The 17,949-nt window shown below is 37.3% G+C and carries 10 protein-coding genes; 8 read left to right on the forward strand and 2 right to left on the reverse strand.

What is annotated here, in order from left to right; all coding sequences use genetic code 11:
- The first annotated feature begins 23 nt into the window (after window positions 1-23).
- The 5 genes from FY048_RS04890 (at window position 24) to FY048_RS04910 (ending at window position 11,037) form a co-directional block, all read left to right on the forward strand.
- Window positions 24-1,484: a carotenoid oxygenase family protein gene (locus tag FY048_RS04890; RefSeq protein WP_045431727.1), complete on the forward strand. Its 1,461-nt coding sequence runs from the start codon at window positions 24-26 to the stop codon at window positions 1,482-1,484.
- Window positions 1,485-1,730: 246 nt separating this feature from the next.
- Window positions 1,731-1,967 carry a hypothetical protein gene (locus FY048_RS04895; protein WP_004642900.1) on the forward strand — a complete coding sequence of 79 codons (237 nt, stop codon included), beginning with the start codon at window positions 1,731-1,733 and terminating at the stop codon, window positions 1,965-1,967.
- 260 nt (window positions 1,968-2,227) lie between these two features.
- A complete protein-coding gene (locus FY048_RS04900) occupies window positions 2,228-3,973 on the forward strand; it encodes a ShlB/FhaC/HecB family hemolysin secretion/activation protein (protein WP_446090348.1) in 1,746 nt (581 codons plus the stop codon).
- Between the two features lie 24 nt (window positions 3,974-3,997).
- Window positions 3,998-10,483, forward strand: a complete 6,486-nt coding sequence (locus FY048_RS04905) for a two-partner secretion domain-containing protein (protein WP_446090349.1) — start codon at window positions 3,998-4,000, stop codon at window positions 10,481-10,483.
- Window positions 10,480-11,037 (forward strand): hypothetical protein, encoded by a 558-nt coding sequence (locus tag FY048_RS04910; protein ID WP_446090350.1) that lies wholly within the window; start codon window positions 10,480-10,482, stop codon window positions 11,035-11,037. Before FY048_RS04905 ends, FY048_RS04910 begins: the two co-directional genes overlap by 4 nt.
- Window positions 11,038-11,340: 303 nt before the next feature.
- On the opposite strand, the gene FY048_RS04915 is transcribed toward FY048_RS04910, so the two are convergent.
- Entirely contained in the window at window positions 11,341-12,258 is a 918-nt protein-coding gene (locus FY048_RS04915) for a LysR family transcriptional regulator (protein ID WP_446090351.1), read from the reverse strand.
- Window positions 12,259-12,360: 102 nt separating this feature from the next.
- Here FY048_RS04915 and FY048_RS04920 point away from each other — a divergent pair, with 102 nt between their 5' ends.
- The 3 genes from FY048_RS04920 to FY048_RS04930 all read left to right on the forward strand — a co-directional run bounded on the left by FY048_RS04920 (window position 12,361) and on the right by FY048_RS04930 (window position 16,857).
- Window positions 12,361-13,737, forward strand: a complete 1,377-nt coding sequence (locus FY048_RS04920; RefSeq protein WP_446090352.1) for an aminotransferase class III-fold pyridoxal phosphate-dependent enzyme — start codon at window positions 12,361-12,363, stop codon at window positions 13,735-13,737.
- A gap of 54 nt (window positions 13,738-13,791) precedes the next feature.
- Complete coding sequence (locus FY048_RS04925) at window positions 13,792-15,357, forward strand: CoA-acylating methylmalonate-semialdehyde dehydrogenase (protein ID WP_446090353.1); 1,566 nt, start codon at window positions 13,792-13,794, stop codon at window positions 15,355-15,357.
- Between the two features lie 108 nt (window positions 15,358-15,465).
- Window positions 15,466-16,857 carry an amino acid permease gene (locus tag FY048_RS04930; protein ID WP_446090354.1) on the forward strand — a complete coding sequence of 464 codons (1,392 nt, stop codon included), beginning with the start codon at window positions 15,466-15,468 and terminating at the stop codon, window positions 16,855-16,857.
- Between the two features lie 101 nt (window positions 16,858-16,958).
- Here FY048_RS04930 and FY048_RS04935 read toward each other — a convergent pair whose 3' ends face one another.
- Window positions 16,959-17,852 carry a LysR family transcriptional regulator gene (locus tag FY048_RS04935; RefSeq protein WP_013197793.1) on the reverse strand — a complete coding sequence of 298 codons (894 nt, stop codon included), beginning with the start codon at window positions 17,850-17,852 and terminating at the stop codon, window positions 16,959-16,961.
- Window positions 17,853-17,949 lie beyond the last annotated feature (97 nt).

The following is a 17,949-nucleotide window of genomic DNA, read 5'->3' on the forward strand; positions in this document are numbered from 1 at the left end:
ATCAACAGGTAGGATGTAATCGAATGAACAGGACAAGTATCCGTAATGAAATTGTTAACAATAAGCTGGTTTCTTCCGTAGTAGGGAAGTTTCTGAGTTTCCATCAAAGCCGAGTTCCCTATAGCCCAGATAATCCTTTTCTTGTAGGTCCCTTTGCGCCAGTTACTGAAGAGGTTTTTTCAAGTGATTTGGTTGTACATGGAGAAATACCATCTTCATTAAATGGCATTTTTTTAAGAATGGGTCCAAATCCATTAGAAGTTGAAAACCCTGCAAACTATAATTGGTTTATGGGCGATGGGATGGTACATGGTCTAAGGTTAAAAGATGGTCAAGCATTATGGTATAAAAACCGATATGTAGGGACGCATCACATACATAAAAAATTAGGGCGAGAGAAAATAAAAGGTGAGCCTCGAGGTCCAGTTGATGTTGCAAATACGAATATTATTGGTCATGCAGGAAAAATCTGGACAATAACAGAATCAGGGCCGTTTCCAGTCGCTTTAGATCATGAATTAAATAGCCTTAAATATGGTTTATTCAACAGTAAAGATAATTATCCTTTTACAGCTCATCCTCATGTAGACCCAGATACGGGAGAGTTACATGCGATTTGCTATGATGTTTTACTGCCAATGCAAGTCTATTATCAGGTGATTGATCAATCGGGCCAAGTTAAGAAGCGGGTCAGTATCCCTGTTAAGCATGGGCCAATGATGCATGATTGCGGTATGACAAAAACTAAAATGCTAGTTCTGGATTTCCCTGTAACTTTTTCAATCGAGAGAATGTTACAAGGGATGCAATTACCCTATTCATGGAATGAAAAACACCCTGCGCGAATAGGTGTCTTACCAAAAAATGGTGATGCACAGGATATAAAATGGTTTGATGTAGATCCATGTATTATTTTTCATTCATTTAATGCATATGATCTTGAAAATGGCGATATCATTTTTGATGCTTGTGTTCACACCAAGACCTTTACTGACTCTATTCAGGGACCAGTAGATAAGCAGCTTATCCAGTTTGAAAGATGGACTTTGCAATTTGGTACTCAAACTCTAAAACGGAAAGTAATTTCAAAAATTCCTCAAGAATTTCCTCGTCTAGATGAACGTTTTGTTGGGAAACCTTATCGCTTTGCTTATTCAATTTCTGTTGGAGATGAGGGTGAGCCAGTAGATAATATTAATTTAAAAGCAAATTATTTATTGGTCCATGATTTACTCAAAGGTGAATCCTATAAGCATTCATATGGTGATGATTACTTCACTGGGGAAGTGATTTTTTTACCAAAACAATCTGAGAGTGAAGAGGGTGATGGTTGGTTAATTTCGTATATCCATACTTTAGACGGGATAAAGCCAAGTAAAGTAGTAATACTCGATTCTAAAAAAATTGGGCAAGAACCCCAAGCTACTATTGATTTACCTGTACGAGTGCCTTTAGGTTTTCATGCAAATTGGGTAAATATTTAAAAAGATAGTTTATGTGCATTCTGCTAAAAGCATGATGAGTGCTCCAATGGTACCGTCAGTTTTGGAAAAGCTTTAAAAATGTATTGAATTTAAAGCACATTAAATTTAGTCGCCAAGATGAACTAAAAAACTTAGCTACAAAGCTCCTAAACACGGGGCTTTTTCTTTTGTTGGGATGAAAAATTAAACTGACTTAAATGTGGTCGTGATATGGTATAAGAGCACCTCCAATAATAAGGATTATATATGTCAGACAATTCAACAAAATGGCTTTGTGTGGGTGGTGTTCTAAGTGGTGAGTGGAGAGAGCAGCAATTAGAAGCTTTTGATGTTGATCCCAATGATTTAAATACTCATAGTTATGAAGCAATGAAACTCATTAATCCTGTTACCAAGGCAGAACAGGATTTCTATGTATATACTGAGCTACAAGAACACGCATATGACAGGGCAATAAATTTTGCCTTATCCAAAAATCAATAAGATCAAGAGAGCACTTAGGTGCTCTTTTTTATCTGAAGATATGACCTGTTAAATAATTTCTTAATTCCCAATGACTCGCTTCTCAAGCATCTCCATAAAAGTTTTTAAAAGAATTCAGATTTTCGATACAAATAAACTGGATGGAAGTAGGTGATTACTAAATTTTTATAAATTTCAATCTATTTGAACATAAAGAAAAATTGAATATTATGTTTTTTTATGTAAAATAATGTGATTATACGTACTTTTCTGTATATGAGATGTTAATTAAAAGCTTTATAACTACTTCTATTATTTTTTTTACGGGGTTTAACCAATATGTCTATGCCATCGAAGACGTTTCTTTACCGAGTCAGGTATTGCAAGATCAACGACTCAAAGAGCTAAATCAGCAATTACAAGACCAAATTGCTCAGCAAACTCCTTATCAAAGTACCAAGCCATTACAGGACTTTAAACATTTAGTTGTTAAAGAGAGTCCATGCGTAGCAGTTAAAAAAATTAGTCTTGTACCCTTAAGTGGTCAGTCTGAGTCTGACGTGCAGCAATTTAACTTTGTGGTTAAAGCTATAAAAAAGCATCCGCAGAGTATTCTGGGCAAGTGTATTGGCACCCAAAGCTTACATAACATTGTGAATTTCGCTCAAAACGAACTTCTAAAAAAAGGTTTTATTACCAGTCAGATTGTCGTAAGTCCACAAGACTTAAATCAGGGTAATTTAAACCTGAGTGTGCAAATCGGTCGCCTGAATAAAATCATAATTCAAGAAGGGAAAATTTCGTCATTACAGCTTAAGACTGGGTTGCCATTTAAAACGGGCGACATTGTGAATCTAAAAAGACTCGATCAGGGTCTGGAAAACATAAAACGTGTCTATGCGGTAGACATGCAAATTGTCGCAGCAAGTGCCCAAGATAAAGAATTAACAGGCTATAGCGATTTAATACTCAAACTTCAACCACTACAAAAAGTTAATTTCAATTTAAGTGTAGATGACTCGGGTAATCAGGAAACTGGTACCTATATGGGCAATATAGGAGTAGGTGTTAATAACCCGTTTCATTTAAATGATATTTTATCGTTAAACGTGGGCCATTCATTAGATGACTTTCATGAAGGTTTAAATCGAAGTTACTTCATTAGTTATCAGCTACCTGTTGGCTACTATGATTTAGGTGTTAGCTATAATGATTATTATTATAGACAGGGAACGGTGGCACCTAAATCTAAATACCCCGTTATTTATGATGGTAACAGTCAACAAGCCAATTTAAACCTATCTCGTGTCATTAGTCGTAGTGGACAACATAAAACCAGTATTTACGGGAAGATTTATCATAAAGAAAGCCAAAGCTTTATGAATGATATTGAAATTGACGTATTACACCGTAAAACTTCGGGCTGGAATTTAGGGTTCCAACACCGTCAATATTTAGGAAATGCGGTATTAGACGGCAGCATCGATTACCGTCGAGGTATGGGGATAGAAGCCCGAACTGCACCAGAAGAAAATATTACCAATGTTGAGGGAAAACATCTTCCTGTTGAAGGTTACTCCCGTGCTCCGCTTTGGAGCGCCGATTTGCGTTTTAGTACGCCATTCCTCTTGCTTGAAAAACCAGCTCAGTATCGCCTTAACTGGCGTGGACAATATGCACCGAAAATTTTAGTACCGAATGACCGCTTCTATATTGGTGGTCGCTATAGCGTGCGGGGTTTTGATGGTGAGCTCATGCTTTCCGGAGATAACGGGCAGTATGTACAGCAAGAAATCAGTTTAAATGCACCAATTCCAAATACCCAGTTTTATATGGCGGTCGATCAGGGCTGGGTCAATGGGCGTAATAGCATACCGGGTCAGCGTTATTTACTCGGGAGTGTTTTGGGTCTACGCACCTATCAAAATAGTTTTTATCTGGATGCCTTTACAGGTCGAGGGCTAATTGCACCTGACAGCATAAAAAAAGACTGGGTTACCGGTTTTAGTATCAACCTTTCTTATTAATTTACTTTAGAAAAGACTTTATTCATGAACAAGAATAGTTATCGCATTATTTATAGCAAAGCACGTCAAATTTTTGTGGCTGTGGCTGAAAATGTACGAAGCCAAACCAAGACTTCTGGTCAAAGTGAAGCAAGTGCCCAGAGCAACATTAATAACACTGAATCTCAGGCATTTCATCAGCTCTGGCAAGTGAAAGCACTGGTTGCCAGTATGAGTTTATGGATGCCTTTAGCACCAGTATATGCTGATATTATAGCGGATAGTGCAGCAAATGCTGCGAACAGGGCAGTGATTGCTGCGGGTAAGAACACAGCAGGTACAGTCGTTCCTGTAGTCAATATTCAAACGCCTAAAAACGGTGTATCTCATAATATTTATAAACAGTTTGACGTATTGGCTGAAGGTGCTGTATTGAACAACAGCCGTCAAGGCGCTGCTACTCAAACAGCAGGCAATGTGTCTGCCAACCCATTTTTAGCCACAGGTGAAGCACGGATTATTTTAAATGAAGTAAATTCGGCAACTGCTTCACGCTTTGAGGGAAATCTGGAAGTTGCTGGTCAAATGGCTGATGTCATTATTGCTAACCCGTCTGGTATCAACATTAAAGGTGGTGGCTTTATTAATGCCAATAAGGCAATTTTTACCACAGGTAAACCTCAGTTAAATGCTGATGGCAGTATCAAGCAGTTTACGGTTGATCAAGGAAAAATTACGGTTACAGCGAACCCCAATTCTAAATTGGGATTGGGCGGAAATAATAACGATGCAAATTATGTAGACATCTATGCACGTGCATTAGAAATCAGTGCAGAGCTTCGTGCCAAAAATGATATTCAGGTAATTACTGGTGCAAATGATATTAGTGCAGATTTAGAGTCAACAACAGCTAAGACAGGTATAGGAACTGCACCGACATTGGCTGTAGATGTTAAAGCTTTGGGTGGGATGTACGCCAATAATATCTATTTGATGGGAACTGAAAAAGGTTTGGGCGTGACTAACGCAGGGACGATTCAGGCAGTAAACAATCTGGTGGTTACCAGTGCTGGAAAAATTGAACACAGTGGCACAATCAGTTCGACCAGTAAAACCCAAGGTTTAGTGAACATACAAACAACGGGTACTGATGCAGCTGCCGATATCAACTCATCAGGCAGTATTAACAGTAATAGCATGCTAAATATCGATTCAGGTAATAACCTGAATGTAAATGCTAAAGAAATTATTATTAATAATGGTAGCTTGGCTTCTTCACCTTTAATCGTTAATGCCAAAGGTAATATCAATCTGGCTGCTGATACCCGCATTATGGATGACTCACAAGGTGGAGATGTCTATATTGATGCAGCGAATATCAATCTTGCCGCTGGATCAGAACTCAAAAGTAACCGTGGTACAGCAACCATACAGGTACAAAAAGACTTGGTTGCAGCAAAAGGCGCAAAACTGATTGCTGCCCAAGATTTAAATGTTTTAAGTAACGGTAAATTATCACTTACAGAGAACCATATACAGGCATCATTAGGTTCAATCAATCTACAAGCAAATTCGGCTAATATCCAAAACTTGATTGATCTCCAAGGGGGAACAATTTATGCAGGTAAAGATCTCAACCTCTATAGTTCAGGAGATCTGAATCTAAAGAATCTTGGATTTTCACTTGAAAACGCTGCAACCAGAGTTAAAAACATTAAAGCCTACAGTGGACGTGATCTGGTCTGGAATAATGCTGACAAGGCGCTTCCACTTATTACTGGTATGGTTCAGCTGGATGCAGCCAATAATTTAACCGTTACAGCAAAAGAAATTTCCAATAAAGACAGCATTCAACTCCATGCCAATCAAATAACACTCAATAGTGCACTGACGTCACAAAAAAATATTGATGTGAGTTCTGAAATTGCTGATCTTGTTTTAAGTCAGGCACTCAAGGCTCAAGGTGATATTAATTTAACCGCACTTGCTGGTGGAGTTACTACAAATAGCTTAAAGGCCACATCTTCGGCTGGAAAGATTTCTATACTCGCGAATAAAAATATAAATTTAAACTCGACCCAGACAAGCAAAGCGATGCCTGCGGCTGATAAAGATGAACTAACGACTGATCAGACTGTTATTAGTGGTTTAAAAGGGGTAACGCTTGGTTCGATTGGTGATGGCACTGTTAACTTACAATCAATACAAGTTAATGCAAGTCAGGGCGATATATTAGTTTCAAGTAATAATGGAATAAATTTAAAAGCTAATAATGATGTAGTTGTTACTGGAAATAAGGGCCAATTTAAAACGGTAAATAATGTTCTAAAGGGACAAACTGTTTCGATAGAAAATAATAAATCCGATATTAAAATCCAAAATACAGATCTAGGCTCTACGGTTGGTAAACTTGCGATCAATAGTAGAGCAGGTATGAGTACAATTATCGATAGCGTATTAACGTCAAAAGGTAATACGGAACTCTATGCAAAAGATTTACTGACGTTACAAGGGGTAAATGCTACATCAGACCAGCATCTATCGGTAAGCTCTGGTCGTACAGTTTATAGCAATGCTGAGTATACGCCAGCGACCAAATGGATTGCGGATAAAGTAACAAACTTGACATCTAAGGGTGTGACCTCTGTAACGGCTACAGGAAACCAAGTATTACAAAATACAAATTTAACCGGCGGAGCTGTTTTATTAGAAGCGGGCGGTTTTATTTTAGGTCAGACTGGATTGAACTTAAATGCAGTCGGAAGTGATTTACTTAAGAATGACACAAAGTTAAATAGCCTGAATGGTGACTTAACAATTCAAACCAATTCTAATTTAACCATTGACCCAAAAGTTTATAGCCTAAAGGCGGTAGGTGATATTGAACTTGTTTCTAAAACTGGTACTTTGACTTTAAAAGGTTATGGTGGAACTGCGGGGAATGGATCGGAACAAGTTGTTAAGTTGGATACAGCAAATGGTGGTATCAATTTAGAAGGCGCTAAAGTTGATATTCAAGGTTCACAATTAACAGCACAAAAAGATATTAAGATCGTTTCAAGTAAAGATGATGTGCTAGTTGATGGGCTAAAAAATACATTAAAAAATAGTTCTGCTGATTCAAAAAATATACTTAATATCGAAAATAATATTAATGAAATTGATAAAAATATAAATATTTTATCTAATAGTAAAGAATTTCAGGAGAGAAATACACTTATTGATAACGTAAAAAAAATAAAAAATAGTCTTGAAGCAGCTATGCCATATGTGTTTGATGCATCAAATGGAGAATATAGTTCTGGTATTTTATATAATGTAAATGTTAGTGATATTTTTTTCTATGAAAATGCTTATATAAAAACAAATTCAACAGAAGGTGGTAGTGATAGTATCTACTTAGTTATACCATTAGAAAACAATGAAGCTATATATGCTGGATTGCCATGGGGGGATTATAAAATAACCCCTTTCCTTAATTCTTATAAAGCAGAGATTAAAAAATATAAAAATTTGAATGGAAGCGAGAAGATTAAAGATTTAGAAAAATTAATTTCTAAACTTGAGAGTGAAAAACAATCGGAAATAAAATCAAAAGAATTATTAACTAAAGGAGTAAATGGCTCAGAACATACTGAAGCTAAATTAAATTCAAAATCAGGAAATATTAATATTAATTCTGCTAAAGGTTTATCCGTTAGTGGAGGAAATATTTCTTCTCAATTGGGCCAAGTTAATTTGGAGGCAAGTGGTGTTTTAGCCGAACAGTATAAATCTACAACCACTACAAATACTAATCCACAGCCAAGAATATTAAATGCAAGTATTATTATTGATGGCCATACTGACTTTTATGATAAAGGCAGTGAAAATGATGATAACTATAGTTTCCGAACATTAGTCAGCCCTACTATTATTAATGGTGATAAAGGGGTTAACATCAGAACTATAGGTAAAACTAAAGATGATAATTTGGTTTTACAAGCTACAGGTATTACTTCAAAAAATGGTGATGTGAAAATAGAATCAAATAAAAGTATTTTATTTGATGCAGCCATTGAGCAAAGTTATGACCGCTCAACAACTACTGAAAAGAAAAAATCATGGGGTGGTTTAAAGAAAAAATATATTACGACAGTTTCTGAAAATAATGAAACAAATGCGGCATCAGTTGATATTTATGGAAAAAATATTTCTATTGAAACGAAGAAACTAGATCCATCTATAGATGCTAAAACCCCAGATAATAATATTGATATTTATTCTGGGCGATTTACTGCTGAGGGCGGAAAAATTTCGATTAACTCTGGTGGTAATCTTAATTTCTATACAGTAGAGGAGAATTCTAGTAGTGATATAGATATTACGAAAAAATCATCGTTTGCTGGTATTAAATATAACACGTCTAAAACAAATGCAACACGTACTCAAGTTAGTGAATTACCTGCAACCTTAACAGCAGATTATATCGGAACGCAATCTGTTGGGGGAACGCGATTAGTTGGAACTGAATTTGATTATTTAAAAGATGTAACAATAAAAACAGGTGGAACATTGGAGTTAATTGCTGCTAAAACCTCTGTTACAGAGTTACTAAAAAAAGAAAAAAATTCTGTAGTCTGGCAGTCCATGCAGGATAAAGGCTCTATTACTGAAACAGCTCTATTACCAAGTTTTAATGGACCAGTTTTACCTACTTTTAAAGCTGTGGGTGGTTTAAGTGTACAAGTTCCAATTAGTGAAAAAGATGTTAATAAAGTTGAATTAAGAGATGAAATTTTAAAACTGGCAAATCAGCCTGGGAACGCTTACTTAAAAGAGTTAGTTAATCGTAAAGATGTAGATTGGCAGCAAGTACTTCTTGCTCAAAAAGATTGGGATTATAAGTCACAAGGTTTAACAGGTGCTGGTGCTGCAATTATTGTAATTATTGTTGCAGTCTTGACTTATGGAGCAGGAACAGCATTGATTGGAACTACTACTGCAGCTGGTGCAGGAACGACCACAGCAGCAGTGGGTACAACAACCGCTGCTGCAGCTGGAGGAGGAACAATTACAACATTTGGTGGGATGACTTTAGCAACTACTACAGCAGCGGGTGTAACGACTTATACCACCACAGGAATAATGGTTAATGCAGCTTTAACCTCTCTAGCAACTCAAGCTTCTATTGGTTTAGTAAATAATAAAGGAAATGTTACACAGACATTAAAAGACCTTGGTTCTAAAGATACGGTTAAAAATCTAGCAACAGCAGTGGTGACAGCTGGATTAATGAGTCAAGTTAGCACAGCGTTAAATTTAAAACCTGACAGTACAATTTTATCAGATCGTCTAGTAAACAACTTCACAAGTTCAGTCGGTTCTACATTAGTGCAAACTGCTATTAATGGAGGAGACTTAGAGGAAAACCTTAAAGTTGCTTTATTATCTGGTTTAGCTGGTGCATTACAAGGACAGATGGCACAAAATATTAAAGGGCTAGAAGATATTAATTACATTGCTCATAAGTTAGCGCATGCTTTAGCAGGCTGTATTGCAGGAGCAATTCAAGGACAATGCCAAGCTGGTGCTATTGGCGGAGCTGTTGGTGAAATTGTTGCAGGTTTTACCCCTCCTTCAAGTGGTTTGCTGTATACAGAAGAAGAAAAACAAAAAATCTTAATGGTTGGACAACTAACCTCAGGCATTATCGCTGCTTATGCTGGATATGACGTAAATGTTGCATCTAACTCTGCAAATATAGCTCTAACAAATAATGCTTTTAACGAAAAGAAAGTTAAAGAGCTATTAGACCAAGCAAAAGGATATATGGGAGAAAAGGGTGGACAAGCGTTAGATGCAGTTAGTAGAGGAATTGCTAAAGGTGACATAAATGCTTTAAAAAATGCCCAAACTCAAATAGCCGAATATTTATTAAAAAAAGCAGATTCTGGTGGATTGTCACAAGCAGAAATGGTTACATTTGGTACCTTATATGCTTTGAATGAAACTTTATTTCCCACAAATATTTTAGACGTCATCCCTGGAGCAGGGAAAGCAATTGGTAAAGGTAATGATCTTTTAAAAGGAATTAGAGCAGTTGCCCCAGCTTCAGCAGCATCTGCTACTGCAAGATTAGGGTTGAGAGAAGATTTAGCTAAATTAGCAAATATACCTCGCAATATGGAAATTCAACCAGCAAATATATGGGGAAAAACTATTCAGGATATTAAATATTCATTTGAAATGGATGGTGCAGTGCTCACCTTATCACCTCCTAAATCAGGTACTTCTGGGTTAGCCCAAGTCTATAGTGTTAAAAATAGTGCAACGGGTATCAAGGAATTTGAATATCATCCTGGTGGTGGCGAACATTCCAAAAGTGGGGATATGTATTATAAAATAGTTATGAATGATGGAACCCAGTTTAGAATTATTGATCCAAAAAGTGCTTTTAACCCGAGAACTATCACATCAAATCAGATTTATCTAAATCCAAATGGGCAAAAATTGAAATATCAGAATGGTAAATGGGAAATTTGGAAATGAAATTAATTCTTGATCTATATGCACCAATTAATCCAAATAAAGGTGCTGCTGGCTTTAGCTTAGGGATGCGTTATATTGATTTCTTAGAGCAAACTGAACATCTATTTATTAATGATTATCTGAACGAAATGCATTCTGATAGTATCTGGAGGATCTATGAACAAAGAGTATTTAATGAAATCACTCAAATTCAGTATAACTTTAACTATTGTTATTGGCAGGATTCAGTAGTATTAGTCTTTAATGGAGATAATTCTGAGCTAGAGTCCATCCAGTTATATCCAGGCTATAAAGGTGCACTTTTTAAAGAATTTTATATTGGTGATAGCTTAAGTAAGCTTCATGAGAAATTTAAATTTTTCTTTTATGCCGATATGCATTATTTAATAGATAGTGATAGTGATAGTGATAGTGATAGTGATAGTGATAGTGATGAAGAGGAACCTGTTTTAATTAAAGGTGTAGCATTGAAAACTGACTATTTAGTTGAATATTCAGACACTTATTGTGACCATGTCATAGAACAAATAAATGTATTCAAAGTTAATACATAGAGTGAGATTTTGTAACTCGTAGAGATCGTTTAAATTTAACGATCTCTAGATCTATTTTAGAATTGGTATTTTGAATAAGTTATTATGTTTTTGAACATCATTTTAAATGCTGCTTCAGTACTTCATTCAAAATACCTTTACTCTTAACTTTCGAAACTGTAGATGTATTAATATATATCTTACTCTAATTAAAGATGGCCCATTTTAAATGGGATTTTTCCTATAAAATAGTAACTTATTCCTAGTGATTTTTATATTATGCTTTTATTAGTTAATAAAAAATTCTATTAATATAAAAAAGTTTTAATTCCCAAGGACTCGCTTCTCAAGCATTTCCATAAAAGTTTTTAAAATAATGTTGTGGTTTTTGCCTTTGTGAGTAATTAAGCAAATTGGGGTACTGTAATGCATTTTTTCTTTTGAAACAGCTTGCATGAAACCATCTTCAACCCATTTCTTTGCGTAGTGATCGGGTAAAAAACCCAAAAACTTTCCAGTTAAAATCAGAAATGCAATTCCTTCACGGTCACTTGCAGTCGCTTTACACTCTAAAAGCTGGTGCAACTTCGCTGCTTCTGGAGTGATGGCGTAATTGGGGAGTACGGCTTGCCAGGTTTTTAACTCATCTAAATTGAGGTTGCTACATTGGTTGAACAGTGGATGGTTTTTACCGCAATACAAAAATGAGCTTTCACTATATAAATCAAAATAATCTAGACCAGACAAAGGGGTAACAAGGGGAATTGCTCCAGCGTGTAAACGGTTATCTAGCACACGGCATTCAATATCTGAAAGTGTGCTCATACTAATGTTAATGATCACTTCAGAATGTTCTTCGGCGAGTTGTGCCAGCGTATTGGTAATGTAGCCACTTGGCATGGTCACAAGGTTGTTAATAATACCTATATTAAATTCACCCTTTAGACGGTTATGCATTTGATTAACTTTAGAGCGAAAGTCTTCGATAGATGCGGTGAGCATTTCTATATATTCTAAAATTTCCCGTCCTTCATCAGTCAATGCAAACCCTGCGCGTCCACGCTGGCATAGTCGAATGCCCAAACGATTTTCTAAATCGCTCATATGCAAACTAATCGCAGAGCGGCTAATACCAAGAATACTTTCGGCAGACGTAAAACTATGGCAGTCACAAACTGTTTTAAATATTTTAAGTAATTTAATATCAAAATCAGTGACTTGATTTAATTTTTTAGGTTTCATTTAATTTTGTTTTTTTAAATCTAAACTCAAGATAATTTGAATTTATCAAAACTATATCGCTATGTACACTCAAAAAATAGCCTCAAAACAAGAAGAGTAATTATGTTTGATATCGACAAATTAACTGATGGTGATTCTGCATCGGAAACCGTTCAATCAAATGCTCAGATGAGCTTAAATTATCAAGCGCATTGGATGCCATTTTCTGCAAATCGTAATTTTCATAAAGATCCGCGCATGATTGTTGGTGCTAAAGGATCTTATTTAATTGATAGTGCAGGCCGCGAAGTCTATGACTCTTTGTCGGGCCTTTGGACTTGTGGTGCAGGACATACGCTTCCAGAAATTCAGCAAGCCGTAAGTACTCAGTTGGAAAAGTTGGATTACTCTCCGGCATTTCAGTTTGGTCATCCATTGTCATTTCAATTGGCTGAACGAATTATTCAGCACATGCCTGAAAAATTGCAGCATGTGTTCTTTACCGACTCAGGCTCAGAGTCTGCCGATACCGCAATCAAAATGGCTCGTGCCTATTGGCGAATTAAAGGCAAACCAAGCAAAACCAAGCTGATTGGGCGCGCACGTGGCTACCATGGTGTAAACGTAGCAGGGACAAGTCTTGGCGGTATCGGCGGTAACCGTAAAATGTTTGGTCAGCTCATGGATGTAGACCATTTACCGCATACCCTACAGCCAGATTTAAGTTTTACCAAAGGCTGTGCTGAAACAGGTGGTGTAGAGCTTGCCAATGAAATGCTTAAGTTAATTGAGCTACATGATGCATCGAATATTGCCGCAGTCATTGTAGAACCAGTTTCTGGTTCGGCAGGATGCATTGTGCCACCGACTGGCTATTTAAAACGCTTGAGAGAAATCTGCGATCAACACGATATCTTGCTGATTTTCGATGAAGTTATTACTGGTTTTGGGCGGATGGGGAAATGGACAGCTTCAGAATATTTTGATGTCACGCCAGATATTTTAAATTTTGCCAAACAAATTACCAACGGCGCTATTCCACTTGGTGGTGTGGTGGCAAGCCATGAAATTTATGATGCCTTTATGCAGCAAGATTTGCCAGAACATGCGGTTGAATTTACCCATGGTTATACCTATTCGGCGCATCCAGTAGCTTGTGCGGCTGCTTTAGCAACGCTCGATGTTTTAGAAAAGAAAAATTTAATCCATCAATCGGCTGCTCTAGCTCCAAGCTTTGAAAAACTTTTACATGAGTTAAAAGGTGCTCCAAACATTCTGGATATACGCAACTGTGGGCTTATTGGTGCTGTGCAATTAGCACCGCGTGATGGCGATGCGACGATTCGTGGTTTTGAAATTGGTATGCAACTTTGGAAAGCAGGTTTCTATGTCCGTTTTGGCGGCGACACGCTTCAGTTTGGCCCAATGTTTAATAGCACAGAGGCAGAGTTACAACGACTCATGAATGCCGTGGGTGAGGCAATTTATCAAGTCAAATAACACAGATCGACTTAAAACTTAATTGGACAAGATGAATAGACACAAGGAATAAAGATGAACACTTTAGAGAATTTTGACAGCAACGCGATTGCCAACACAGACACAGATTCAAGTCAGCAAACCGTTAAAGTAGTAGGGCATTTTATTGATGGTGGACTCGTAACTAAAACCATCAAGAAACAGCCTGTTTATAACCCTGCGACAGGTGAAATCACCAAAGAAGTTGCACTTGCAGATGCCGAGTTAGTGAATCAAGTGGTTCAAATTGCAGAGCAGGCTTTTCCAGCATGGCGTGATACACCCGTGATTAAACGTGCACGTGTGATGTTTAAATTTAAGCAATTACTCGAAGAAAATGCGGACAAGCTTTGCGAGCTGATTGGTGAAGAACACGGAAAAATTTGTCACGATGCAAAAGGTGAATTACAACGTGGTATCGAAAATGTCGAATATGCATGTGGTGCACCTGAGTTTTTAAAAGGTGAATATTCGAAAAATGTGGGTCCAGATATTGATTCATGGAGCGAATTTCAACCATTAGGTGTGGTTGCTGGGATTACTCCTTTTAATTTCCCAGCAATGGTTCCGTTGTGGATGTTCCCAATGGCGATTGTTTGCGGTAACTGCTTTATTTTAAAGCCTTCAGAAAAAGCGCCGTCGGCTGCGTTATTTCTAGCTGAACTATTAAAACAAGCTGGATTGCCTGATGGTGTTTTCAATGTTGTAAATGGTGATAAAGACGCTGTTGATGCGTTATTGCTTCATCCAAAAATTCAAGCGGTTAGTTTTGTCGGTTCAACGCCTATTGCGGAGTATATATACCGGACTGCAACGGCGAGTGGTAAGCGTTGTCAAGCATTAGGCGGAGCCAAAAATCACGCCATTATTATGCCAGATGCAGATATTGATAATGTGGTGACTTCCTTGTTAGGCGCGGCTTTTGGTTCATCTGGCGAACGTTGTATGGCACTGTCCGTTGCTGTTGCCATTGGAGATGAAGTTGCAGATGTTGTGATTGAAAAATTAAAACAAGAAATGAAGCAATTGAAGTTTGGTCACTATGCAGATGAGCGTAATGACTTCGGACCGCTTATTACGCAAGCACATAAAGACAAAGTACAAGCTTTTATTCAAAGTGCCGAGCAACAAGGTGCTAAAATTGTTGTGGATGGTCGTGATGCAAAACCCGCAGGTTATGAGAAAGGTTTTTTTGTTGGGCCGACTTTAATTGACCAAGTTTTACCAGACATGACAAGTTACCAGCAAGAAATATTTGGCCCTGTTTTACAGGTCATTCGTGTACAAACGATGCAAGATGCAATGCAACTGATTAATGACCATGAATATGGTAATGGAACGTGTATTTATACTCGTGATGGCGAAGCAGCACGCTATTTTACCAGCAATATTCAAGTCGGGATGGTCGGGGTCAATGTGCCATTACCTGTGCCAGTTGCATACCACAGTTTTGGTGGATGGAAACGTTCATTGTTTGGTGATCTATATGCCTATGGTCCAGATGGTGTACGTTTTTATACACGCCGTAAAACCATTACCCAGCGTTGGCCTTCGACGCAAGTCCGTGAATCCAAACAGTTCGCTATGCCTACATTAAATTGATGAATAAAAGGGAAAACTCTGATTTTCCCTTTTTTGTTTCGTACAAGTTGGAGAAGTACATTTTTAAGACGGTTTTAAAATCAGTTTGTCAATTTGAAGGAATCGAATATGAACAATGATAAAACAACAAAATTAGGTGAAGGACTTTCTAATCGACATGTCACCATGATCAGTATTGGTGGCGTTATTGGTGCGGGTTTATTTGTAGGCTCTTCTGCGGCAATTGCAAAAGCAGGCCCAGCCGCCGTACTCGCTTATATAATTACAAGTATTTTAGTTTTTCTGGTCATGCGCATGCTGGGCGAAATGGCCGTAGCACAACCTGATACAGGTTCATTTTCTACATATGCCCGTAAAGCAATCGGCCCTTGGGCTGGGTTTACCATCGGATGGTTATATTGGTGGTTTTGGGTACTGGTTATTCCCATTGAAGCCATTGCTGGGGCTGAAATTTTGCATGCTTGGTTCCCGCAAATTTCCAGTGCTATTTATGCGTTCGCCTTTATTATTTTACTCAGCTTAGCCAATTTTTTTAGTACCAAAAGTTTTGGTGAGTTTGAGTTTTGGTTTGCACTGATTAAAGTCATTGCGATTGTAGTATTCATTATCATTGGAGCAATGGCTGTATTTGGGATGTGGCCTTTAGCAACAAATGTGAGTGGTGTTGGCAACCTATTTTCAAATGGTGGTTTTATGCCACACGGAATGGGCGGTGTTTTGTCAGCCATTTTAATCTCGGCATTTTCATTTTTTGGAATAGAAATTCTTTCTATTGCAGCGGCAGAATCTAAAAATCCAGAAGAAAAAATTAAACGTGCAACGAATTTAGTGCTTTATCGAATTATATTATTCTTTGTTGTGTCGATTTTTCTTGCCGTTGCTTTGGTCGATTGGCGTTCGCCAGACTTACAAAAATTCGGGACCTTTCAATTTGTGTTAATGAGTTTAAATGTACCTGAAACTAAATTGATTATGGATGCAGTCGTTTTTATTGCGGTTGCAAGCTGTATGAATGCCGCAGTTTATACTTCTTCTCGGATGTTATTTGCCTTAGGTACACGCCACGAAGCACCGAGTGTGGTGACAAAAATTAATGGAGCAGGTGTGCCGACTTCTGCTGTATTTTTATCAACTTTGGTTGGTGTTATTTGCTGTGCGGTGAACTATATGTTTCCAGGTCAAGTCTTCGGATTCTTGCTCTCTACCACAGGCTCAATTGCTTTACTTGTTTACCTTGTGATCGCATTTTCACAATTGCGTTTAAGATATAAATGGGAAAAAGAGGGCGCAGCTATATCTTTTAAAATGTGGATGTTCCCATGGTTAACGTGGTTTGTGATTTTAGTGATTATGACTGTTTTAGGTTATATGTTCTTATCACCCACCTATAGTTATGAAACCACTTTATCTTTAGGCGTAACTTTACTGGTGGTTGTTTGCGGGTTGTTTGTCACGCGAAAGCGTAAAGCAACCCGATCGGTTGCCATGAATTTAGACTAATTAAAAAAGAGTTTATAAAGACTTTGTGTAGTGAGATTTTATTCATCTATGCAAAGTCTTTTTGTTTTTATTAGATTTTTAATGGTGTCTATTTAAATATTCTATTCAGAAAAAAGTTCAAAACACACTCTTCTTAACCATTGGTTGCTTGGCGTTTGATGAACTCGTGCATGCCAATGCTGCTTTACGCTATAAGTCGGAAAATGATAAGGGGGTTCTAAAACTTTTAGACCACCTCTAACTAAAAGCACCTGACTTAAATAATGAGGAATAGTCGCAATCGCGTCTGTGTCTTGAACAACCAAGCCAACCCCTAAATAGCTTGGTAAACGAACTAGAATATTTCGGTTCACTCCCAGTTTTTGTAACTCATGCTCCAGCACGTAATGTCCACCCGTTGCAAAAATATCGACATGTAGCTCTTGGCGAAATTCTTGGTCTGAAAGCGTTGTGCCTGTAAGCCTCGGGTGTTCTTTACTGGCAATACAAATATAACGTTGCTGGAAAAGTGTTTGCTGATAAAAACCTGCTTCAAGTTGAGGCAAAAAACCAATTGCTAAATCAATGTCTCCATTTGACATCATCACTGGTGTATTGGCATCAATGGGGACAATTTCTAGGCGAATATTGGGGGCATGGGCACGTAAATAATTGATCAGTTTAGGTAATAAAACCAGATGGCTAATATCAGTCATGCTGATTTTAAATTGATAATTTGAAGTCTGTGGATCAAATTCAATATTGTAGTTTTGAACCAGTTTTAGTCGGTTCAGAATTTCTACAACCAGCGGATATATTTGTTTAGATAACTCAGTAGGTTGCATCTTATTTTCAATACGAACAAAAAGTGGGTCCTGAAAATGCTCACGTAATTTATTTAACGCAATACTTAAAGTCGGTTGTCCGATTTCAAGCTGTTCAGCAGCTTTAGACACACTGCTATGTTTATAAATTTCAAAGAAAATTTGTAAAAGCCGAGTATCAAGATCAAACACTTTAACTTCCTTGTATTGATTTTATCAATACAGACTATTGCTTTTTGTGCATGGATTCAACAATTTTCGATTGTTACATTGATGATCAAGGAAGAAT

This window comes from Acinetobacter sp. 1124_18A (genome assembly GCF_052824995.1).

Excerpts from the sequence above, each read along its gene's own strand:
- FY048_RS04910 (WP_446090350.1), top strand. The coding sequence starts at position 10,480 with ATGAAATTAATTCTTGATCTATATGCACCAATTAATCCAAATAAAGGT.
- FY048_RS04890 (WP_045431727.1), top strand. The coding sequence starts at position 24 with ATGAACAGGACAAGTATCCGTAATGAAATTGTTAACAATAAGCTGGTT.
- FY048_RS04905 (WP_446090349.1), top strand. The coding sequence starts at position 3,998 with ATGAACAAGAATAGTTATCGCATTATTTATAGCAAAGCACGTCAAATT.
- FY048_RS04925 (WP_446090353.1), top strand. The coding sequence starts at position 13,792 with ATGAACACTTTAGAGAATTTTGACAGCAACGCGATTGCCAACACAGAC.
- FY048_RS04900 (WP_446090348.1), top strand. The coding sequence starts at position 2,228 with ATGTTAATTAAAAGCTTTATAACTACTTCTATTATTTTTTTTACGGGG.
- FY048_RS04920 (WP_446090352.1), top strand. The coding sequence starts at position 12,361 with ATGTTTGATATCGACAAATTAACTGATGGTGATTCTGCATCGGAAACC.
- FY048_RS04915 (WP_446090351.1), bottom strand. The coding sequence starts at position 12,258 with ATGAAACCTAAAAAATTAAATCAAGTCACTGATTTTGATATTAAATTA.
- FY048_RS04930 (WP_446090354.1), top strand. The coding sequence starts at position 15,466 with ATGAACAATGATAAAACAACAAAATTAGGTGAAGGACTTTCTAATCGA.
- FY048_RS04895 (WP_004642900.1), top strand. The coding sequence starts at position 1,731 with ATGTCAGACAATTCAACAAAATGGCTTTGTGTGGGTGGTGTTCTAAGT.